Here is a 22491-nt window from a genome sequence, read left to right on the forward strand (position 1 = left end):
GCCAGTAGCCCGGATGGAGCGCCGTAATCCGGGCTACACGCTAATATTCATTCGTCATTCCGGCGCAGGCCGGAACCCAGGTGCCACAGAACTGGATACCGGCCTGCGCCGGTATGACGAGCCAATAAATGTTATCTCAGCAACAGCAGCGGCTGTTGTGTACTCAGCAACATCTTGGCAGTGATACTGCCCATCAGCAGGTCGCGCAGGCGGTTGTGGCTGAAGGCCCCCATCACCGTCAGGTCGATATCGTGCTGCGCCTGGTAGGCGGTCAGCGCCTCCACGGTTCTTCCCTCCAGGCGGTTGGCGGTTACCGCCAGGCCGGCTTCATCCAGCACGGCGCTGGCTTCGGCCAGTAAACCCTCGGCGGTGTCGGCCGACCCCACATATACCAGGTGACAGGAGAGTTCCCGGAACAGCGGGCTCCCGGCCACCAGTGCCAGCGCCTTGCGCGCGGCGTCGCTGCCGTCGTAGGCGAGCATGATCCTGCGCGGTGGCTGGAACTCCCGATTGACCACCAGGATCGGCTTGTGCAGCGAGCGCACCACAGTTTCCAGGTGGGTGCCCAGGCCCTGCTCAGAACCGCCGTGCTCCTCGCCGCGAATACCGAGCACCAGCACGCGAATGCTGTCTTCCAGCTCGATCAGGGATTCGCTCAGGCTGTCATGGCGCTGGCAGGTGATCACCTGCTGCACGCCCGCCTGCTCGGCGCGCTCGCGCGCCGCCTGCAGCATCAACTTGCCCTGCTGTACCATCAGGCGCGAGCGCTGCTGTTCCAGCGCGGTCAGTTCTTCCAACAGCTCTTCCTGGCTGCCCAGGCCGATACTGCCGGTCAGATCCGCCACCGCCGGTACATTGCCGCGCTCTATATTGTGCAGCAGCTTCAGCGGCGCGCCGGTATTGACCGCAATCCAGGCGGCGTAGTCGCACACGGCGCTGGTAAAGTGCGAGCCGTCGATACAGGACAGCACCGTCGCCGCATGATCGCGGTTGCCCTCCTGCCCAGGGCCTTGACCGTTCCGCTCAGGGCTGTGGCCGTTGACTTCCTTATTGTTATTGTCATTCTGTTTGACGGTCATCAGTGTCCTCCCAGGACCCTCTCGATTTCTTCTGGCTTGTCGTGCACGCCGAAGCGGTCGACGATGGTTTCACTGGCCTCGTTCAATCCGACCAGCTCCACCTGCGCGCCCTCGCGGCGGAATTTCACTACCGACTTGTCCAGGGCGTAGACCGCGGAGATATCCCAGAAGTGGGCGCGACTGAGGTCTATCACCACCTTGTCGACCACTTCCTTGAAATCAAACGCGTCGACAAACTTGTCGGCCGAGTTGAAGAATACCTGCCCCGCCACCCTATAGGTGCGGCAGCTCTCGGCCTCGTCCAGCTCGCTTTCCACATACATAAAGTGGCTGACCTTATTGGCAAAGAATAGCGAAGCCAGCAGCACACCGACAAATACACCATAAGCCAGGTTGTGCGTCCACACTACCACAATCACCGTGGCCAGCATCACCAGGTTGGTGGACAACGGATGGCGCTTCAGGTTGCGGATGGAATCCCAGTTGAAGGTACCGATGGACACCATGATCATCACCGCCACCAGCGCGGCCATCGGGATTACCGCCACCCAGTCGCTGAGGAAGACCACCAAGGTCAGCAGGCCAACACCGGCCACCAGGGTGGACAGGCGGCCGCGGCCACCGGATTTCACATTGATTACCGACTGGCCGATCATCGCGCAGCCGGCCATGCCCCCCATCATGCCGGTAGCGACATTGGCGATGCCCTGCCCCTTGCACTCGCGGTTCTTGTCGCTCGGCGTGTCTGTCAGGTCGTCGACAATGGTGGCCGTCATCAGGGACTCCAGCAGGCCCACCACCGCCAGGCCGGCGGAGTAGGGGAAGATGATCTGCAGTGTCTCGAAATTCAGCGGTACATCCGGCCACAGGAACACCGGCAGTGTGTCCGGCAGATCCCCCATATCGCCGACGGTGCGGATATCCATACCGAGCGTCATCGCCACCGCCGTCAGCAGCAGGATACACACCAGCGGCGACGGCACCGTCTTGCCGATCACCGGGATATGCGGGAAGAGGTAGATGATGGCGAGGCCGGCCGCAGTCATCGCGTACACCTGCCAGCCGCCGCCGACCAGTTCCGGCATCTGCGCCAGGAAAATAAGAATCGCCAGCGCATTCACAAAGCCGGTCACCACCGCCCGCGAAACGAAACTCATCAGGCTGCCCAATTTAAGGTAACCCGCCACTATCTGCAGTACCCCGGTCAGCAGCGTCGCCGCCAGCAGGTACTGCAGCCCGTGCTCCTTCACCAGGGTCACCATCAGCAGCGCCATGGCACCGGTGGCCGCGGAGATCATACCCGGGCGGCCGCCCACAAAAGCGATCACCACCGCGATACAGAAAGACGCGTAGAGGCCGACCCGCGGATCCACGCCGGCGATGATGGAAAAGGCGATGGCCTCAGGAATGAGCGCCAGGGCTACTACCAGGCCCGCCAGCACGTCGCGACGGATATTGCCGAACCAGTCGGCCTTGGTTGAAGAGAGCAACATAGGAAACAGAATCGGAATTGATCGAAAAAAGGGCGCGCACTCTACCACAAACAGGCCCGGGTGTCCGGCGCCTGCCGGGGCGGACAGCGGACACTCAGGGCGGACACCCGGTTGTTCAAACGCCGCTATCGATCAGTGAATTTTCCCTTAATTTTCAACAAGTTATGAACAAATAAAAAACTGGCACGGCCCTTGCTCTAATGTCTTCAGAGCCGGGGCTGAAACCCCCTGCATCCAGATCCGACCTCCGGCGCGTCACATGCCCTATAAGCGCAGCGCCGGTATAAAAACACCGAGAAACGGAAAGCCACGAATGATCAGAGATACCTCCGCGCAGGACATACAAATCGCCGCCGCGCCGCTGTGGAAGAACCCCAGGTTACTGAAAACCGCCAGTGCCGCCGCCCTCTCCCTGGCCTTCCTCTCCTGGGGCATCAGCGCCTGGCATTCCACCGGCTCCGTCGACAGCACCCTGTCCCTGTCCCGCATCAATATCGCCCAGGTGGAGCGCGGCGACCTGGTGCGCGACCTGGTAGTCCAGGGCAAAGTGGTAGCCGCCAACAGCCCCACCCTGTATAGCCCGGCCCAGGGTATCGTCAAGTTTGCCGTCAAGGCTGGCGACACGGTCGAACAGGGCCAACTGCTGGCGGAAGTGGACAGCCCGGAACTCTCCAACCAACTGGCCCAGGAAGAGGCCCTGCTCAACAAGCTGTCGGTGGAGCTGCAGCGCCAGAAAATCCAGGCCAAGCGCCAACAGCTGGAAAACCAGCAGAAGGCCGACCTGGCCAGGGTCAGCCTTACCGCCGCCCAGCGCGAACAGAAACGCGCGGAAATCTCCATGCAGAAGCAGATCATCTCCCAGCTGGATTTCGAGAAAACCGGCGACGATCTGGCGCGCGCGCAGCTGGAGTACGAACAGGCAGTGCAGAACGCCGAGCTGGAAAAGGAATCCCTCGCCTTCGAGACCCAGACCCTGGAGTTGCAGGTCTCCCAGCAACAGCTGCAGGTACAGGAGCTGGAACGCCGCGTGCGCGACCTGAGAATCCTGTCCCCGGTCGGCGGCACCATCGGCAGCCTCGCCGTGGCCCAGCGCAGTGCCGTGGCCGCCAATGCGCCGCTGATCACCGTGGTGGACCTGACCAGCTTCGAACTGGAGGCCGCAGTGCCGGAAAACTACGCCGACGACCTGGGCCTGGCCATGGCAGTGGAAATCAACCTCGGAGGCCGAAGACTGCCCGGCGAGATCACCGCCATCTCCCCGGAAGTGATCGACAACCAGGTAGTGGCCCGCGTGCGCTTCACCGATGGCCAACCGCAGAACCTGCGCCAGAACCTGCGACTGACCGCGCGCATACTGCTGGAAAACCGCGAAGACGTGATGCTGGTCAAACGCGGGGCTTTCCTCGACCAGAGCGGTGGCCGTTACGCTTTCCGCCTCAACGGAGAACAGCAGGCGGAGCGGGTGTCGATCCAGATTGGCGCCCTGGGCCTGAAGCAGGTGGAGATAGTCTCCGGCCTCAATGTCGGCGACCAGATTATCGTCTCTTCCGCCGAGGAGCTGGAAAACGCGCAGCTGGTTGCGCTGAAAGAGTGAACTGAACAGAACCGTAGGATGGGCAAAGCGCAGACAGAAAACTGCTCCATGCGTTTTCTGCATCCCCGCCATCCATGGCGGGCTCGTGCCCATCAACCGAATGCCGATGGGCACGCTGCGCTTTGCCCATCCTACAAGAACGAAAAACAAATTCTAGGAAAGGAAATTCACCATGCTGAAAATGCACAATGTCCGTAAAAGCTACCGCACCGACACCATCGAAACCCACGCCCTGCGCGATTTCAGCCTGGAAGTGAACGAGGGGGAATTTGTCTCGGTGACCGGCCCCAGTGGTTCCGGCAAGACCACTTTCCTCAATATCGCCGGCCTGCTGGAAACACCCACCGGCGGCCAGTACCTGCTCGACGGCCAGGATGTCAGCGACCTGAACGACCGCGACCGCTCGCGTCTGCGCAATGAAAAGATCGGCTTTATCTTCCAGGGCTTCAACCTGATCCCGGACCTGGACCTGTTTGACAATATCGACGTGCCCCTGCGCTACCGCGGCTTCAATGCCAAGGAGCGCAAAAAGCGTATCGAAAAAGTACTGGAGCAGGTCGGACTGTCCGCACGCGCCAGGCATTTGCCGGCTCAGCTGTCCGGTGGCCAGCAGCAGCGCGTCGCCATCGCCCGCGCCCTGGCCGGCGAACCGCGCTTCCTGCTCGCGGACGAACCCACCGGTAACCTGGACTCCCTGATGGCGCGCCAGGTAATGGAACTGCTGGAATTTATCAACGAGTGGGGCACCACCATCGTCATGGTCACCCACGACCCGGACCTGGCCCGCCGCGCGCACCGCAATATCCAGATCGTCGACGGCCAGGTAGCCGATCTGCGCCTCCAGTCCGCACTCGGTGAAGCAGTGACTGCATAAGGAGAAAGGTCATGCTCGGATACTATATTTCCCTGGCACTGCGCAGCCTGCGCAGGACGCCGGTCCTGAGCGCACTGATGGTCGCGGCCATCGCCGTCGGCGTGGGCGCCGCCATGACCACGCTGACCCTCAACTACATGATGTCGCGCAACGCGCTGGAACATAAAGACGATGTGCTCTACGCGCTGCAGCTGGACAACTGGGATCCTCACGAAGCCGACGACAATCCCAGCGCAATGCCCTGGCAGGTCACCTACAAGGATGCGATCAGCCTGCTGCGTTCGGATATCCCGACCCACCAGGTGGCCATGCACCGCTGGGGAGGCCCCATCAGCCTGGATCCGTCCCAGAACTCCGGGGGGGAAATGCGTCCCTTTACCGCCGAAGCCCGGGTCACCAGCCGCGATTTCTTCGCCCTGTTCGATATACCCTTCCTCTACGGTGGCAGCTGGCAGGGCGACGCGGACACCAGCCCGGTGCAGCAGATAGTCCTGTCCGAATCCACCAATAACAAGCTGTTCAACGGCGAGAACAGCGTCGGCCGCACGGTCAATTTCAGCGGCACCCCCTTCACCGTTGTGGGCGTGATCGAACACTGGCAGCCCAGCCCCAAGGTCCACGACCTGAACAACGGCAGCTTCAATAAATCCGCGGAAATCTTCTTGCCCTTCGGTCTGCACCGCAGCTTCGAGATATACCCCTGGGGCAATACCAACGGCTGGAAACCGGAGGACATAAACAGCTACGAGGACCAGCTCGGCAGTGAATATGTATGGATCCAGTACTGGGTACAACTGGATAGCGATGAACAGCGAGAGCGCTACCGGGAGTACCTGACCGGCTTTATCCGCGAGCAAAAGGCCCAGGGCCGCTTTCCGCGCCCACTCAAGTTCGGCCTCAGCAAGCCCTCGGAGTGGCTGCAGCTGAACGAGGTCGTGGACGGTGACGATCGCATGCTCAACTGGTTATCCCTGGCCTTCCTGCTGGTGTGCCTGGTCAATGCAGTAGCGCTGTTGCTGGCGAAGTTCCTGCGCAAGGCGGCGGAGGCCGGCGTGCGCCGCGCACTGGGCGCCAGCCGCAAGGCGGTATTCAGCCAGCACCTGGTGGAGAGCGGCTGTATCGGTCTCGCCGGCGGACTAATCGGCATTCTGCTGACCCTGGCCGGCCTGGCACTGGTTCGCCAATTGCAGATGGGCTATCTGGACACCGTGGCCTCCATGGATTGGCTGATGATGCTGTCCGCTATCGGACTGGCAATCCTGTCCAGCCTGCTCGCCGGCCTCTACCCGGCCTGGCGTATCAGCCGCACCAATCCGTCCATCTACCTGAAAACCCAATAAGGCCCGCAAGGAAAGGAGAAAGTGCCATGCTGGAACTGAGACCCATTCTATCGGCGCTCTGGCGCCACAAAATCTCCGCGCTGCTGATCGCCGTACAGCTGGGCCTGACCCTGGCCATCGTCGGCAACGCCACAGTGGTCATTCAGGAGCGTATCGAGAGAATCGCCCGACCGACCGGTGTCGCGGTAACCGATATCGTTACCGCCCAATTCATGCCCATTGCCAAGAACTACGACAGGCTGGAGGCCTTCCGCCTGGATCTGGATATGATCCGCCAGCTGCCCGGCGTCGCCGCCGCCACCGTAAGCCGCGCACCGCTCACCGGCGGCGGTTCCGGGACCGGCCTCTACACCGCACCCAACCAGGAGATAGGTGCTACCGGTGGCGCCCAATTCTGGGGGGACGAACACCTTATCGATGCTTTGGGCATGAAACTGGTGGCCGGCCGCGCCTTTACCCCAAACGACATCACGGAAGCCAGCTTCAGTAGCGGCTGGCGTCCGAATATGGCGATTGTCACGCAGCAACTGGCCGACAAACTTTTCGCCAACGGCGAGGCCCTGGGTCAATCCATTTATTTCAGTGGAGAAGACAATCCCATTGAGATTGTCGGCATCGTGGAACGCAACCTGGGTCCCTGGCCCAATTCACATAACGCCGGCAGCACAGTGTTTTTCCCTGCGGTCATGGACACCCAGTGGTTTGACTATGTGGTGCGCGCCGAGCCGGGTCAGCGGGAGGCGGTCGCCAAACTGCTGGAGGAGAAGCTGGCCGAACGCGATCCCCAGCGGGTAGTTGCCGTCAACCTTCTCGAAGACAAGCTGGATCGTTACTACGCCGGCGACAATACCATGATCCAGGTGCTGAGCGGCGTGGTCAGCATGCTGACCTTTATCGTAGCCCTCGGCATCGTCGGCCTCACCGTCTTCTGGATCACCCAACGGCAGAAACAGATAGGTGTGCGCCGCGCCCTGGGTGCAAGCCGCAGCGCCATCAGCCGCTACTTCCTGCTGGAAAACCTGATGATCGCCACAACCGGCATAGTGCTCGGCACGGCCGCGGCGCAGATATTCAATCGTTTTCTCGCCAGTGAGTTCGAGCAGCCAGCCCTGCCGCTGTCCACAACGGCCATCTGCGCCCTGATCCTGTTTGGTATCAGCCTGGCCGCAGCACTGGTCCCGGCCCTGCGCGCCGCCAATATCTCGCCGGCGATGGCGACACGAAGTGTGTAGCTGCTGTTTCCGATTGCCCCGGCAGGAAATATGTCCGGGGTAACTTTCGCTGCACCGGCGCCCGAAAGGAACATAAGAGAGAATAAAACAATGATCGGCTATTACTTTTCCCTGGCAATGCGCAGCCTGCGCGGCACGCCGATTCTGAGCGCGCTGATGGTGGCCGCCATCGCGGTCGGTGTCGGCGCATCGATGACCGTCTTGACCCTGAACTATATGATGTCCCAGAACGCGCTATCCCATAAAGACGAAGTGCTTTTCGCGGTGCAGCTGGACAGCTGGGACCCGAATGCCTCCTACCGCGGTGACAGCAACCTTACCCGTATGCCCTGGGAACTGACTTATCGGGACGCCCAGGCGCTGCTGCGCTCGGATACTCCCAGCCGCCAAGTGGCCATGCACCGCTGGGGCGCCACAGTGACCGTCGACGACTCGGAAATGCGTCCATTCATCGGCCAGACCCGGGTCACCACCCGAGACTTCTTTGCGCTGTTTGATGTGGACTTCCTCCACGGCGGGACCTGGGAGAAAAATGCCGACAGCAATCCGGCTCAGCAGGTGGTGATTACCCGGAAAACCAACGAAAAGCTCTTTGGTGGCGAGAACAGCGTCGGCGAGACGATCAATATGGACGGCCACCCCTTCACGGTGATCGGCGTGATCGAGAACTGGAACCCGGTGCCCAAGGTGCACGACCTGAACAACGGTGCCTTCGATGATTCGGAAGCTTTCTACATTCCTTTCGGTCTGCACCGCAAACTGGAAATCTTTAGCTGGGGCAACACCAATAGCTGGAAACACGAGGAAGACCTGGAGGGTTTCGAGGGCTTCCTGCAGAGCGAGTCCGTCTGGATACAATACTGGGTGGAACTGCACACCGATGAGCAGAAACAGCGTTTTGAGAATTTCCTGACCAGCTATATCCAGGAACAGAAGGCCCAGGGGCGCTTCGAGCGCCCGCTCAAGTTCGGCCTCACTCAGCCCTCGGAATGGCTGGTGGTCAATGAAGTACTGCGGGACGACAACCGCGTACTCGGCTGGCTGTCACTGGCGTTCCTGTTGGTCTGCGTCGTCAATGCGGTCGCACTCCTGCTGGCCAAATTCCTACGCAAGGCACCCGAGGCAGGTGTGCGCCGCGCCCTGGGTGCGAGCCGCAATGCGATATTTACCCAGCACCTGATCGAGAGTGTCTGTATCGGCATTCTCGGTGGCCTGATGGGCATACTGCTCAGCATGTTCGGCCTCAGCGCAGTGAAAAGTCTCGCCATGGGCTTTGCCGATCGTATCGCCCAGATGGACTGGCTGATGATGTTATCGGCGGTGGGCCTGGCCGTTGTCGCCAGTCTGTTGGCAGGCCTCTACCCGGCCTGGCGAATCAGCCGCACCAGCCCGTCCATCTACCTGAAAACCCAGTGAGGACAGCGCCATGCTAGAACTCAGACCAATTCTTTCGGCGCTCTGGCGCAACAAAATTGCGGCGCTGCTGATCGCAGTGCAGCTGGCCCTGACCCTGGCCATCGTCGGTAATTCGAGCATTATTGTGGGCGACCGACTGGATAAAATCGCACGCCCCACCGGCATTGCGGTCGAGGACATTATTGCCGTCACCTACTACCCAGCCGAAGCGGGCACCGACATAGTTTCCATGGCCCGCGCCGACCTGGACATGCTGCGGGCCATGCCCGGCGTTATCGACGCGGTCCACTCGAACCATATCCCACTGTCCGGTTCCGGCTCCGCCAGTGATTTCTATCGCGAACCCAACCAGCAGATCGACGACGAGGTCGCCAACGTCTATCACACAGGCCCGGAATTTCTGCAGACCCTGGGGCTGAAACTGGTAGAAGGCAGGAACTTTACGCCTGCCGATATGGAGACCTGGAATCCGAACGACCGTTACCACCCCAAAGTCACTATAGTCACCAAACAGTTTGCCGACATCATGTTCCCGGAGGGCAATGCGCTGGGTAAGTTCATCTATGGCGGCGGTGACAATCCGATTGAAATCATCGGCATCGTCGAGCGGCACCTGGGCGCCTGGACAAGCTGGGCAAAGGCGGGCAGTGTGGCCTTCTACCCCTCTTTTCCCAAATTTACTTTCGGTCGTTACCTGATCCGCACCGAGCCGGGTAAGCGGGATCAGGTATTCAAGGCGATTGAGGAAAGGCTGGCACAGCTGGAACCCAACCGGGTCATCGACATGCAGACGCTGTCCGAGCGCCTGAACAAGAGCTACGCGCGTGAAAACCTGATGGTCAAGGTGCTGTCAGCAGTTATCGGTATGCTCACCTTTATCATTGCGCTGGGCATCGTCGGCCTGACCTTCTTCTGGATCAACCAGCGTCGCAAGCAGATAGGCGTGCGCCGCGCCCTGGGTGCCACCCGCACCAATATCAGCCGCTACTTCCTGGTGGAGAACTGCCTGATCGCCGGTTCGGGTATCGCCATCGGCATGGCCGCCGCACAGATCGGCAACCACTTTATGGTAGCCAACTACTCCCAGCCGGCGCTGCCATTGTCCGTAATGCTGGTCTGTGCGCTGATGCTGCTCTGCGTCAGTCTGGTGGCGGCACTGGTGCCGGCGCTGCGTGCGGCAAATATCTCGCCGGCCACAGCCACCCGCAGCGTATAAACGGTACAGAAGGCGGCGGGAAACGGAGGGGAACTGCCCCCTCCGCGACAACAATAGGAAGCAAGCATGCGCAAATTGATTACAGCCCTGCTCCTGACGGGCACATCCCTCGCCAATTTTCCGGCCACTGCGGAGGAGCATCCCGTAGTATCCGGCCCTCCGACATCCGCGCAACTCGTAGCGGAAATAACTGATGCAGACCGGAAATTGTTTGACGCCGTGTTCAATAATTGCGACCTGGAGGCATCTCAGGGTCTGGTGACAGACGATTTCGAGTTCTACCACGACAAGTGGGGCAAGAACGCGGATTCCGGTGCGGAGTTCCTGAGTTCGGTCGCCGACATGTGCAAAGGCCGGCAGAATGGCAGGAACGTCAAGGCCAGGAGGAAACTGGTGGCGGGCAGCGTTGAAATCTATCCACTCAAAAACTTCGGAGCCATACAGATAGGCATCCACAAATTTTACGGACTTCCGCAAGGGAAGGAGCCGGTGCTGCGGGAGAGCGGCCGCTTCACCCATGTCTGGCAAAAAGTCGACGGCCAGTGGAAACTCGCCCGCGTGTTGAGTTACGACCACAAGCCCGCCGATTAAGATCCGGCCAGCCCGACACTTTTGCTGTCGGTCTGGCCACTGCGTATTCTGCTTACCCGCCCTGTTTCTCCCCCTTTTATCGTTGCATAATACTTTGCAAATAATTCACGCGGTACGGTTATGGACAAGGTACTGATTATCGACGACAACCCGGGCATCATCTCCGCCCTGGAGTTGCTGTTGTCCCTTCATCGGATTGAAACTGTCAGCGCAGTCACCCCACCCGCGGGCCTGCAGCTGCTGCGAGAACACCCCGATATCAGCCTGGTCATCCAGGATATGAACTTCACCGCGGATACCACCTCCGGCGAGGAGGGGCGCGAGCTCTTTTTTGCCATCCGTGAGATAAGCCCGGACCTGCCGGTGATACTGCTCACCGCCTGGACCCAGCTGGAGATGGCGGTGGAACTGGTCAAGGCCGGCGCCGCCGACTATCTCGGCAAACCCTGGGACGACAACAAGCTGATTTCCACCGTCAAGAACCTGCTGGAGCTGAGCGAACTGCAGGAACAGCAGCGCAAGTCCCAGCAGCAGGCGCTGCTGGCGCGCCAGCAGCTGCGCCAGAATTTCGACCTGCAGAATATTGTCTACCGCAGCGATGCCATGCAGAAACTGCTGGAGATGGCCACCCAGGTAGCAAGGTCCGACGTTCCGGTGCTGATCACCGGCCCCAACGGCGCCGGCAAGGAGAAAATCGCCGACATAGTCCAGGCCAACTCGCAGCTCAAAGACGGCCCCTATATCAAGGTCAACGTCGGCGCCCTGCCGGAAGATTTGATGGAGGCGGAGCTCTTCGGCGCCGAGCCGGGCGCCTATACCGGCGCAGGCCCACGAGCGCGCCATGGGCGCTTCGAGGCCGCAGACGGCGGCACACTGTTTCTCGATGAGATAGGCGAACTGTCCGCCAGCGGCCAGGTAAAACTGCTGCGGGTACTGCAGACGGGGGAGTTCCAGCGCCTCGGCAGTAGCCAGACACGCAAGGTCAGGGTGCGCGTGATCAGCGCCACCAATAGCGACCTGCCCCGGCAGATCGCCGAGGGCAACTTTCGCCAGGACCTTTTTTATCGACTGAATGTGATCGAGCTGAAACTGCCACCGCTCGCCGACAGGTCGGAAGACATATTGCCGCTGGCCAGAAACTTTCTCGACAACGGTATTGGCGAAAGCAAGCAGCTGGCACCCCAGGCACAGTCGGCGTTGATGCGCTATCGCTGGCCGGGCAATGTGCGCGAATTACAGAACACCATGCAGCGGGCATCCGTATTGAGCCAGTCGCAGACCATCGAAGAAGAGACCCTGGCGCTGCCGGCCCAGCAGGCCACTGACAGGGTCGAGGTGAATTTCGAGCCGAGCCGTGAACTGCTGGAGCAGACACTGGCCGGCTGCAATGGTGTTATCACCCAGGCCGCACGCGAACTGGGCATGAGCAGGCAGGCTCTCTATCGCCGCCTGGATAAATACGGCATTCCCTACTGATGTTTAAGCAGTTCTCCATTGAAGGCCGTATCGCCGCCATATCGCTGCTGGCGGTCATTGTCGGCGTAAGCATTCCCGTAATCCTGCTGCGCTTCGATATCGACACTCACCTCGCCTGGAGCGGCGGCCTGCTGTTGGCGATGCCTACTGTCCTGCTTCTGTTGCGCCTCGTTACGGGACCGCTGAACCACACGCTGACCGCACTGGAAAGCGGGCTATTGAACTTTCGCGACGGCGACTTCTCAATTTCCCTGGCGACTAAACGTAGCGACCAGCTGGGTCAGCTGACCCAGCTCTACAACGAAGTCGGCGAGATACTGCGCCGCGAGCGCGCGCATATCTACCAGCGCGAACTGTTGTTGGACACGGTGATCCAGAGTTCTCCCCAATCGCTCCTGCTGGTGGACCAAGGTGATCACATCATCTACGCCAACAGCAGCTCGCGGCACCTGCTGAACAATGGAAAACCGATCCAGGGCCTGACACTGGAGCGATTGCTGCCCAGTTGCCCACAGGAGCTTGCAGAAGCGATCGAAAAAGGTGAAGACGGGCTGTTCAGTTACAGCGATGGCGACAACCCCCAGACGCTGCATATCGGCAACAGCACCTTTGTGCTGAATGCGCAGAGGCATCGCCTGATTGTTATCCGCGAGATGACCCGCGAGCTGACCCGCGCCGAAGTCCAGGTATGGAAAAAAGTCATTCGCCTGATCAGCCACGAGCTGAATAACTCACTGGCCCCGATATCCTCGATGGCCCACAGCGGCAAAATGTTGATCCAGCAGCCAGGCAAGGCTGAAGCGCTGGAGAAAGTATTCGATATCATCGCCGAACGCTGCCAGCACCTGACGGAATTTACCCAGGGTTATGCGCGCTTCGCCAAGTTGCCGGCACCCAGTTGCGAGACGGTGCAGTGGCAACAGCTGATCGATCGCCTGGCACCGCTACACCAGTTCACCCTGAGGGGAGAACTGCCCAGCCGCCCCGGTCATTTTGATCCGGTACAGGTTGAGCAGGCACTACTCAACCTGTTCAAGAACGCCGCCGAGGCCGGCAGCGATGCCGAGCACACGGAACTGCGAATCAGCGCCGACGCCCGCGGACAGGAGCTGATGGTGCGCGACCGCGGCTGTGGCATGAGCGAAAAAGTACTGCAGCAGGCACTGCTGCCCTTCTATTCCACCAAGCCGCAGGGCGTCGGCCTCGGCCTGGCCCTGTGTCGGGAAATCGTCGACGCCCACGGCGGTCATATACAGCTGCACAATCGTCCCGGCGGTGGCTTGCAGATCAGCCTGTGGCTGCCATGGTAAAAAATAATCGAATAGATTGACCGCCAATTCGCCACCCAGCTAGGATAACCAGCAACCCGGCAAACTTTTCCCGAAAGAAACCTCACATTTTGGCGCTCATTTCATTGCGCCTTTTTGATCTTCAATCGTTGTATTTCTTAGCAGCTGACGAAAGTGCAGCTGCAGCGGGCCAGGGACGGCACACGGCGATTCACAGGAATATCCGCTTATCTTTCCCCCTGCCCGACCTCCCACCAATACATCTAAAAAAGAGGGATATATGTTGAAACCCCACCAGCTAATATCAGCCGGAGCCCTGGTACTCGGCCTGGCAGCCGCCAGCGCCCAAGCCGCACCACAACAAGGCGGCGCCCCCCTGGACCTGGCAATTGCCAACGAAAACAAACTGATGGAAATGCTGAAGCGCTCCGGGCGTATCGGCGAGAATGCGACTTTTACCGAGGCGGAACAGGTATTGCGCGGCTACCTCAAGGAGCGCGCCGCCCAGGGCAGGATCCAGGCCCAGACCATGTCCGATGAAACCGTGCAGATGATGGCGCGGGCCCGCGGCGGGAAAAGCCTGCAGTCACTGAAAAACGGCAAGGGCAACAAACTCGGCCAGGCGAAGAAAAATCGCCCCGCCCCCCTGCAACCGGAATCCTACGACGGAGAAGTGCGGACCGCCCGCGTACTCGCCATCCTGATGGAATTCCCGGACTTCCCACACAACAATATCGAGCCCGGCGAAACCGATATGTACTACGAGGATTACGCTGCGCAGCACTATGCTGACCTGCTGTTTTCCGACAGTGGTTTCAGCGGCCCGGCTGGTGAAAATCTGCTGTCGATGCAGCAGTACTACTGGCAGCAATCCGGCAACAGCTACTCAGTAGAGGGCACCGTGGCCGGGTGGTATATGGCGAGCCGACCGGCAGCCTACTATGGCAACAACGTCGACGGCGATGCCCGCGCACTGGTGCGCGAGGCTCTGATCGCGGCAGCGGCAGATCCCGAAGTGGAACTGTCGGATTTCGATATCGAGGACCGCTACGACCTGGATGCGGATGGCAATTATTGGGAAGCCGATGGTCTGGTAGACCATGTAATGATTTTCCATTCCTCAGTTGGTGAGGAAGCTGGCGGCGGCCAGCTGGGCGAGGATGCTATCTGGGCGCACCGCTGGAACCTCGGCAACCCCTTCCCGATTGCCGGCACCAGCGCCGAGGTGGATTACTGGGGTGGCGCCATGGCGGCCTTCGACTACACAGTCCAGCCGGCCGACGCGGCCGCAGGTGTGGTCAGCCACGAATACGGTCATGACCTGGGCCTGCCGGACGAATACGACACTCAATATACCGGCCGCGGCGAGCCGGTTTCAGCCTGGTCGGTGATGTCCAACGGCAGCTGGGCCGGTGTCATCCCCGGCTCCGAGCCCACCGGCTTTTCCGCCTGGTCCAAGGAATTCCTGCAGCACAACCACGGCGGCAACTGGCTGCACGGCACCACCATAGCGCTGGAGGATATTCCGGCCGGGGGCCTGGAAGCCTTGCTGGACGAGGCCGTGCACAAGGGTGTGAACAACGATGCGCTGCGCATCGACCTACCGAAAAAGAAAGAAATCGTCACGGTTCCGGCCAGCGGCGAGTACACCTATTTCAGTGGCAAGGGCAACGGGCTGCTCAATTACATGCAGGTGCCTGTGGACCTGAGCTCCGCAAGCAGCGCCAGCCTCTCTTTCAAGGCCTGGTACGATATCGAACAGGACTGGGACTACGCATTCGTTGCCGTATCCGACGGAAGCGAGACCATCGTCATTCCCGGCAATATCACCACCGATACCAGCCCCCACGGCCAGAATCCGGGCCACGGTATCACCGGCGCTTCCGGTGGCTGGGTGGACGCGCAGTTCGATCTGAGCGCCTACGCCGGACAGCAAATCTACCTGGTGTTCTACTACTCGACCGACGCCGCCGAGTCCAACCCGGGCTTCTACGCCGACGATATTCTCGTCACTGTCGACGGCGCCACGGCTCTGGCAGACGATGCAGAGACGGATGGTACTTTCAACCTGGCAGGTTTCACCCGCAACCCGGGTTACAACCTGCACGATCATTACTACCTGCTCGAGTGGCGCACACACCGCGGTGTGGATCGGGGCCTGGCCCATGTAAATGTGGCCGGTGAAATGCTGCCGTTCAATGAGGGCCTGGTAGTCTGGTATGCGGACACTATGTACGACAACAACTGGGTCGGTATACACCCGGGTGACGGCTTTATCGGCGTAGTGGATGCGGACCAGCATACCAATATCTGGAACGACCACTCGGTAGCTTCTACCCGCTATCAGGTGCACGACGCCGCCTTCAGTATCGACAAGTCGGACAAGGTGACCCTGGACCTGCTCGACAACTACGATCTGCTGCTGCGCGACAACTTCACCAAGCGCAACCCGGTCTTCGACGACAGTAGCGATTTCAGCAACGCAGCCATTCCCGATGCTGGCCGCGCAATCACGCCCTACGGCCTGAAGGTTCGCGTGGTATCGCAGAGCGGCGACAAGTCAGTCGGCAAGGTACTGCTGTTCCGTTAATTTTTTCCTTCGAGAGGGGCGGCGTACAAGGCGCCGCCCACCTCAGGAACAAAAATACTATCCATTCTCAATTTCAACTCTAACCGCACATTAATTTCCGCAACTGCAAAATTGCGCGACCGGACTAATCTGAAAACAGATACACAGCCCCCTTTCCGGTGAGGTAATCGATATGAGTAAACGGGATCAGGAAATTACGCGGCGGGAATTTCTCAAGTTATCCAGCTGCTCGCTGGCACTGCTGCCGGTAGCGCTGATCGCAACGGATCGCAGCGTCGCCCAGACCAAGGCGAAAAAAGAGGCGGTGCAATATCAGGATACGCCCAAGAACGGGCAGAAGTGCGTCGACTGTGTGCTCTTCGAACCACCCGAGGGCTGCAAGGTCGTCGAGGGCAAGATCAGTCCAGAGGGCTGGTGCAGCCTGTTTGCGCCCAAACCCTCTTAAACAACCACTTGCGTCAGGCCGGCACCCGCTGCTCACCGCGCAACTTGTTGACATCCGCCCGCGGCGGTGCTCCGAACATGCGGCTGTACTCACGACTGAAGTGGGACGGGCTCTCGTAACCCACGCGGTAACTGGCGGAAGCCGCTTCCAGCCCCTCGGACAGCATCAACCGGCGCGCCTCGTGCAGGCGCAGTTTCTTCTGGAACTGCAGCGGCGACATGCGTGTGACCTGTTTGAAGCTGTGGTACAGGGACGACTCGCTCATATTCGCCTGGTCCGCCAGGTCGCTGACTCGCAGCGGCTCCGAGAAGCGGTCCTTGAGCACCGCAATGACCCGCGAGATACGGTTGGCCTGGCTGTCGACGACCGCAAATTTGCGCATGCGCGCGCCCATCTCTCCCATCAGCGCGCGATAGATAATTTCCCGACGCGCCAGGGGTGCCAGTATCGGCGCGTCGGCCGGGGTGTCCAGCAGGCCCACCAGGCGGCTCACAGCCTCCAACATCCCCTTGTTCATCTGCGCTACACAGAGTCCACAGCTGATTTCCGGGCAGTCGAATTCCGCCTGCATTTCCGGTGCCTTGTCTCCCAGCTCGATCACCAGGTCGGTTACTTCCTGCGGGTCGATGATCAGCCTGACGGCCAGGAAGGGATGCTCGGGCGATGCTTCCTTCACCTCTCCCAGCACCGGTAAGTGCACCGACGATGCCAGGTAACTCAGCGGGCCGTATGAAATCTCCTTGTCGCCGAGTTGCAGTGTCTTGCTGCCCTGTACGATAAATCCGAGGGATGGCTCGTACACCGAGGAGACGCAACTGGTCGCCTCATCGGAGCGGATCAAGCCGACCCCCTCCAGGGCGGATTCCTGTAGGCCCTGCTCCGGTGCCCAGCGCATAATATTGCGCGCCAGCTTTCCGCGGGTCGTTTCCAGGTCCCGTGCAGCGGCGATAGTTTGCGTTTGCTTCACCGACATCATTTACCCCTCCCAGTCCGGGTACGCCGGACAGATTCAAGCAAGTCGGCTCACAGTATACGGAGTTTTAGGCAAGCCCCTTAGACTTTTGCAGAATTAGGCAATCACCCTGCAGTAATATGCAATTTAACCCCCTCGCGGCAGGCCTCACTATATCTGGGCTTCCAGTAAATACACTGCTGAAACCCTAATGTAATTTATTCGAAATTTTCTGCATCGATAAAAGTGACCAGTTGGTTTCATCGAAACCGAAACAGAATCAGGCAATCAATACGCAGTAACCGGATATCGCCTGCAAGCTTGCCACCGCTATTGTTCGCTGCCATTGGGAGAGATGTTCCTGAGCGCAAGCCACTCTTCCGTAACTGAAGGAGTAAGCATGTTATGGCAAGAAATCTGAAATTCACCCTGATCGGTTTGACGGCGCTGGTGCTGGCGGGATGCAACACCGGTGAACCCAACGGACAACAGCCTCAGCCGGCGGCCGTGGAAGTCGCTGAAGTGGTGGCCGAGCCGGCCACCCTGTGGAGCGGCTTTACCGGTCGCGTGGCCGCGCCGGAAACCGTGGAGTTGCGTCCCCGCGTCAGCGGCTATATCGATGAGGTCTCCTTTACCGAGGGCGAATTGGTGCAGCGCGGCGACGTGCTGTTTACGATTGATCAGCGTCCTTACCGTGCCCGCGAGCGCGCAGCTGAAGCGGAACTGGCTCGTGCGCGCAGCCAGCTGACCCTCAGTGAGGGCCGGGCGGAGCGCGCGCGTCAACTGCTGGGCAGCCGCGCCATTTCCCGTGAGGAGCACGACCAGCGCGTGGCCGCGCAGGATTCCGACCGCGCGGCGGTGAACGCTGCCGGGGCCGCACTGGAAAACGCGCGCCTGGATCTGCAGTACACGGTGGTCAAAGCGCCGATCAGCGGCCGCGTCAGCCGCGCCTTCGTCACCCGTGGCAACCTCGCCAATGCCGACCAGACGCTGCTGACGACCCTGGTCTCTGTAAACCCGATGTATGTCTATTTCGAAAGTGACCAGCAGACCTTTGTCGGCAGCCGCACTTTCTTTACCCCCGACCAGCGCCCGCAGGTGCGTATCGGGCTCGCGGGCGAAGAGGGCTACCCGCACCGTGGCGAGCTGGATTTTATCGACAATCAGTTGAACAGCCACACCGGCACCATCCAGTTCCGCGCGGTGATTCCCAATCCCGACGGCACTTTCAAGCCGGGACAGTTCGCGCGCGTGGAAATGCCGACAGAACAGCTGAGTGACGCGCTGCTGGTCAACAGCAAAGCGGTGCTGACCGACCAGGATCGCCGCTATGTCTATGTGGTCAACGACAAGAATGTCACCGAGCGCCGCGAAGTGGTTACCGGACCGCAGCAGGACGATCTGGTGGTGATTCGCAGCGGCCTGCAGCCCGGCGAACGGGTGGTGGTCAACGGCCTGCAGAAAATATTCTTCCCCGGCATGCCGGTAGCGCCGGAGCTGGTGCAGATGCGCGAGCCGGATCCCGAGCGGCAGCTTGCCAGCCGTTAAGCATCAAACAATATCCCTGCGGGAGTGGCGGGACGGCCACCCGCCTCGCCACTTCTGCAAAAAAATCTGATTCCGAAATTTGGTGTGGTTTCCGAAACCGCACACGGGGTAACTTTGTATGAACTTTTCCCGATTTTTCGTCGACAGGCCCATTTTCGCCTCGGTGCTGTCGATCATCATCTTCGTCGTCGGTCTGATCAGTATCCCGGTACTGCCAGTGAGCGAATACCCGGAAGTGGTGCCGCCCAGCGTCGCGGTCACTGCACGCTACCCGGGCGCCAACCCCAAGACCATTTCCGAAACCGTCGCCACGCCGCTGGAGGAAGCCATCAACGGCGTGGAGAACATGATCTACATGAAGTCTGTTGCCGGCAGTGACGGCACCCTGTCTTTGACGGTGACCTTCGAGCTGGGCACAGACCCGGACCAGGCCCAGGTACAGGTACAGAACCGCGTATCCCAGGCGCTGCCGCGCCTGCCGGAAGATGTGCGCCGCCAGGGTGTGACCACGCAGAAGCAGTCCCCCAACCTGATGATGGCGGTGCACCTGACGTCCCCGGACGATCGCTTCGATGCCACCTATATCCGCAATTACGCGGTGCTGCATATCCGCGATGAACTGGCACGCATTCCCGGCGTTGGCCAGGCCGGCCTGTTTGGCGCCGGCGATTACGCCATGCGCCTGTGGGTGGACCCGCAGCGGGCCGCCGCTCTCGGCGTCACCGCGTCCGATATCGTCGGTGCAGTGCGCGAGCAGAATGTGCAGGTGTCCGCCGGCCAGATAGGCGCCCAGCCGATGCCGGGCGAAAACGACTTCCTGATATCCATCAATGCCAAGGGCCGCCTGGCCAGCGTCGAGGAGTTCGGCGATGTGGTACTGAAAACCGGCGCCGACGGCGAGATCACCCGCCTCAGCGATGTCGCGCGTATTGAACTGGCCGCGTCCGAGGATACGCTGCGCGCTCTACTAAACGGGCGCCAGGCGGTGGCCCTGCCGATTTTCCAGGCTCCGGGTTCCAACTCGCTGGAGGTCTCGCAGGCGGTGCGCGAAAAAATGGACGAGCTGGACGATCGGTTCCCGGAAGGCCTGGCGTGGGAGATCGCTTACGACCCGACGGTTTTTGTCAGCACTTCCATCAAGGCGGTGATCAAAACCCTGCTGGAAGCGGTGCTGCTGGTGGTGCTGGTGGTGATCCTGTTCCTGCAGACCTGGCGCGCGTCGCTGATTCCGCTGCTGGCGGTGCCGGTTTCCATTATCGGTACCTTCGCGGTGCTGCAGCTACTGGGCTTCTCGATCAACACCCTGACCCTGTTCGGCATGGTGCTGGCGATCGGTATCGTCGTGGACGATGCGATCGTGGTGGTGGAGAACGTCGAGCGCAATATTGAGGAGGGCCTGACCCCGCTGGCCGCCGCGCACCAGGCGATGCGCGAAGTGAGCGGGCCAATCGTCGCCATCAGCCTGGTGCTCTGCGCGGTATTTGTGCCCATGGCATTCCTGGACGGCATTACCGGCCAGTTCTACCGCCAGTTCGCGATGACCATTGCCATCGCTACGGTGATCTCCGCGGTCAACTCGCTGACATTGTCGCCGGCGCTGTCCGCGACACTGCTGAAGCCCCACGGCGCGGCACCGGATATGCCGGCGCGGATTATCGATCGCCTGTTCGGATGGATATTCCGCCCGTTCAACCGTTTCTTCAACAAGAGTGCAGAGGGCTACCAGGGCCTGGTGGGCCGCAGCCTGAAGCGCCGCGGCCTGGTGTTCGCCGTCTACGCACTGCTGCTGGCCGGCACGGTATTTATGTTCAACCAGGTACCGGGCGGATTTATTCCGACCCAGGACAAGACCTACCTGGTGGGTAGTATCCGCCTGCCGGAGGGCGCTTCCCTGGATAGAACCGAAGCCGTCGCGCGCCGCGTAAGTGAACTGGCCATGGAGACAGAGGGCGTATCCCACGCGGCCGCTTTTGTCGGCTTCAACGCGCTGCAGGCCACCAATACGCCGAACGTGGGCACAGTGTTCGTGCTCTTCGACGACTTCAGCGAGCGCGATCGCGGCGCCGAGGAAATCGCCGCGGAACTGAACGGCAAACTGGCGCAGATCAAGGAGGGTTTTGCGGTCAGCTTTATGCCACCGCCGATCTTCGGCCTCGGTGCCGGATCCGGCTATTCCCTCTATATCCAGGACCGCAGCGGCGCAGGCTATGGCGAGCTGCAGACGGCCACCAACCAGTTGGCCGGCGCACTGAGCCAGACGGCGGGACTCAGCTATCCCTTCAGCTCCTACCAGGCCAATGTGCCGCAGCTGGACGCGGAGGTTGACCGGCTGCAGGCCAAGGCGCAGGGCGTGCGCCTGGACGAGCTGTTCGGCACACTGCAGCTGTATTTCGGCTCGCTGTATATCAATGACTTCAACCTGTTCGGCCGCACCTACCGGGTCATGGCCCAGGCAGATGCGCCCTTCCGCGACGAGATAGCGGATATCGACCACCTCTACACTCGCAATAACCGCGGCGAGATGGTGCCGATCAATACCATGGTGCAGCTGAAGCAGAGCTACGGACCCGACCCGGTGATCCGCTACAACGGCTACCCGGCCGCGGACCTGCTGGGCCAGTCCAACCCGGCCATGCTGTCGTCCAGTGAGACGCTGGCGACGGTGGAGCGGGTGGCGCAGCAGACGCTGCCCGCCGGTATGAATATCGAGTGGACGGATCTCAGCTTTGAGCAGGTCAATCGCAGCAACGCCTCCATGCTGGTATTCCCGCTGGCGCTGCTGCTGGTGTTCCTGGTGCTGGCCGCCCTCTACGAGAGCTGGGTGATGCCGCTGGCGGTGATACTGATTGTACCCATGTGTCTGCTGGCCGCACTCTTCGGTGTCTGGCTGACCGGCGGCGACAATAATGTGTTCGTGCAGGTGGGCCTGGTGGTACTGATGGGACTGGCTTGTAAGAACGCCATCCTGATCGTGGAATTCGCCCGCGAGCTGGAAATTGAAAAGGGTATGGACCCGGTGCGCGCCGCGCTGGAGGCCTGCCGCCTGCGCCTGCGGCCGATCATCATGACTTCGGTGGCCTTTATCGCCGGCGTGGTGCCGCTGGTACTGGCCAGCGGCGCCGGTGCCGAGGTGCGCAACGCCATGGGCATAACCGTGTTTACCGGTATGATCGGCGTAACCCTGTTCGGCCTGCTACTGACTCCGGTATTCTATGTAGCACTGCGCAAGCTGGCCGGACACCGTGAGCGAGCCGAGGCAGAAGTGCCACAGCTGAAACAGGCGGCGTAGGCCACTAAGATCGGACTGAATCTCAAAACCGGGCGGCACTTCACGTGCCGCCAATCAATGGAGAGGA

16 protein-coding genes are annotated in these 22491 nt (G+C 60.6%); 13 read left to right on the forward strand and 3 right to left on the reverse strand.

Going from position 1 to position 22491, the window contains the following annotated elements; genetic code table 11:
• Positions 1 to 131: 131 nt before the first annotated feature.
• Together IG627_RS06990 and IG627_RS06995 are read right to left on the reverse strand one after the other, a co-directional pair.
• Positions 132 to 1079, reverse strand: a complete 948-nt coding sequence (locus IG627_RS06990) for a universal stress protein (RefSeq protein WP_193191585.1) — start codon at positions 1077 to 1079, stop codon at positions 132 to 134.
• On the reverse strand, positions 1079 to 2572 hold the full coding sequence (locus tag IG627_RS06995; RefSeq protein ID WP_193191587.1) for a SulP family inorganic anion transporter: 1494 nt from the start codon (positions 2570 to 2572) through the stop codon (positions 1079 to 1081). Before IG627_RS06995 ends, IG627_RS06990 begins: the two co-directional genes overlap by 1 nt.
• A gap of 313 nt (positions 2573 to 2885) precedes the next feature.
• On the opposite strand from IG627_RS06995, the gene IG627_RS07000 reads away from it, so the two are divergent.
• The 11 genes from IG627_RS07000 to IG627_RS07050 all read left to right on the forward strand — a co-directional run bounded on the left by IG627_RS07000 (position 2886) and on the right by IG627_RS07050 (position 16635).
• Complete coding sequence (locus tag IG627_RS07000) at positions 2886 to 4166, forward strand: efflux RND transporter periplasmic adaptor subunit (RefSeq protein WP_193191589.1); 1281 nt, start codon at positions 2886 to 2888, stop codon at positions 4164 to 4166.
• Positions 4167 to 4338: 172 nt separating this feature from the next.
• Entirely contained in the window at positions 4339 to 5040 is a 702-nt protein-coding gene (locus tag IG627_RS07005; protein ID WP_193191591.1) for an ABC transporter ATP-binding protein, read from the forward strand.
• A gap of 11 nt (positions 5041 to 5051) precedes the next feature.
• Positions 5052 to 6380: an ABC transporter permease gene (locus IG627_RS07010; protein ID WP_193191593.1), complete on the forward strand. Its 1329-nt coding sequence runs from the start codon at positions 5052 to 5054 to the stop codon at positions 6378 to 6380.
• Positions 6381 to 6406: 26 nt separating this feature from the next.
• Positions 6407 to 7612 carry an ABC transporter permease gene (locus tag IG627_RS07015; protein ID WP_193191595.1) on the forward strand — a complete coding sequence of 402 codons (1206 nt, stop codon included), beginning with the start codon at positions 6407 to 6409 and terminating at the stop codon, positions 7610 to 7612.
• A 90-nt stretch (positions 7613 to 7702) separates the two neighbouring features.
• Positions 7703 to 9028: an ABC transporter permease gene (locus tag IG627_RS07020; protein WP_193191597.1), complete on the forward strand. Its 1326-nt coding sequence runs from the start codon at positions 7703 to 7705 to the stop codon at positions 9026 to 9028.
• 10 nt (positions 9029 to 9038) lie between these two features.
• Positions 9039 to 10244 (forward strand): ABC transporter permease, encoded by a 1206-nt coding sequence (locus IG627_RS07025; RefSeq protein WP_193191599.1) that lies wholly within the window; start codon positions 9039 to 9041, stop codon positions 10242 to 10244.
• A gap of 66 nt (positions 10245 to 10310) precedes the next feature.
• Entirely contained in the window at positions 10311 to 10835 is a 525-nt protein-coding gene (locus IG627_RS07030) for a nuclear transport factor 2 family protein (RefSeq protein ID WP_193191601.1), read from the forward strand.
• Positions 10836 to 10955: 120 nt separating this feature from the next.
• On the forward strand, positions 10956 to 12311 hold the full coding sequence (locus tag IG627_RS07035) for a sigma-54-dependent transcriptional regulator (protein ID WP_193191603.1): 1356 nt from the start codon (positions 10956 to 10958) through the stop codon (positions 12309 to 12311).
• Positions 12311 to 13621: a sensor histidine kinase gene (locus IG627_RS07040; RefSeq protein ID WP_193191605.1), complete on the forward strand. Its 1311-nt coding sequence runs from the start codon at positions 12311 to 12313 to the stop codon at positions 13619 to 13621. Before IG627_RS07035 ends, IG627_RS07040 begins: the two co-directional genes overlap by 1 nt.
• A gap of 259 nt (positions 13622 to 13880) precedes the next feature.
• The gene (locus tag IG627_RS07045; RefSeq protein ID WP_193191615.1) at positions 13881 to 16190 is read left to right on the forward strand and encodes an immune inhibitor A domain-containing protein; all 2310 of its coding nucleotides are present in this window, start codon (positions 13881 to 13883) and stop codon (positions 16188 to 16190) included.
• Positions 16191 to 16362: 172 nt separating this feature from the next.
• A complete protein-coding gene (locus tag IG627_RS07050; protein WP_193191617.1) occupies positions 16363 to 16635 on the forward strand; it encodes a high-potential iron-sulfur protein in 273 nt (90 codons plus the stop codon).
• Positions 16636 to 16648: 13 nt separating this feature from the next.
• Here the strand turns inward: IG627_RS07050 and IG627_RS07055 are convergent, their stop codons facing one another.
• Positions 16649 to 17608 carry an AraC family transcriptional regulator gene (locus tag IG627_RS07055; RefSeq protein WP_193191746.1) on the reverse strand — a complete coding sequence of 320 codons (960 nt, stop codon included), beginning with the start codon at positions 17606 to 17608 and terminating at the stop codon, positions 16649 to 16651.
• Between the two features lie 384 nt (positions 17609 to 17992).
• Between IG627_RS07055 and IG627_RS07060 the strand changes: the two genes are divergently transcribed.
• Entirely contained in the window at positions 17993 to 19135 is a 1143-nt protein-coding gene (locus tag IG627_RS07060; RefSeq protein WP_193191619.1) for an efflux RND transporter periplasmic adaptor subunit, read from the forward strand.
• A 118-nt stretch (positions 19136 to 19253) separates the two neighbouring features.
• A complete protein-coding gene (locus IG627_RS07065) occupies positions 19254 to 22424 on the forward strand; it encodes an efflux RND transporter permease subunit (RefSeq protein ID WP_193191621.1) in 3171 nt (1056 codons plus the stop codon).
• Positions 22425 to 22491 lie beyond the last annotated feature (67 nt).

The organism is Microbulbifer taiwanensis (assembly GCF_014904815.1).
GTDB classification, from domain to species: Bacteria; Pseudomonadota; Gammaproteobacteria; order Pseudomonadales; family Cellvibrionaceae; genus Microbulbifer; species Microbulbifer taiwanensis.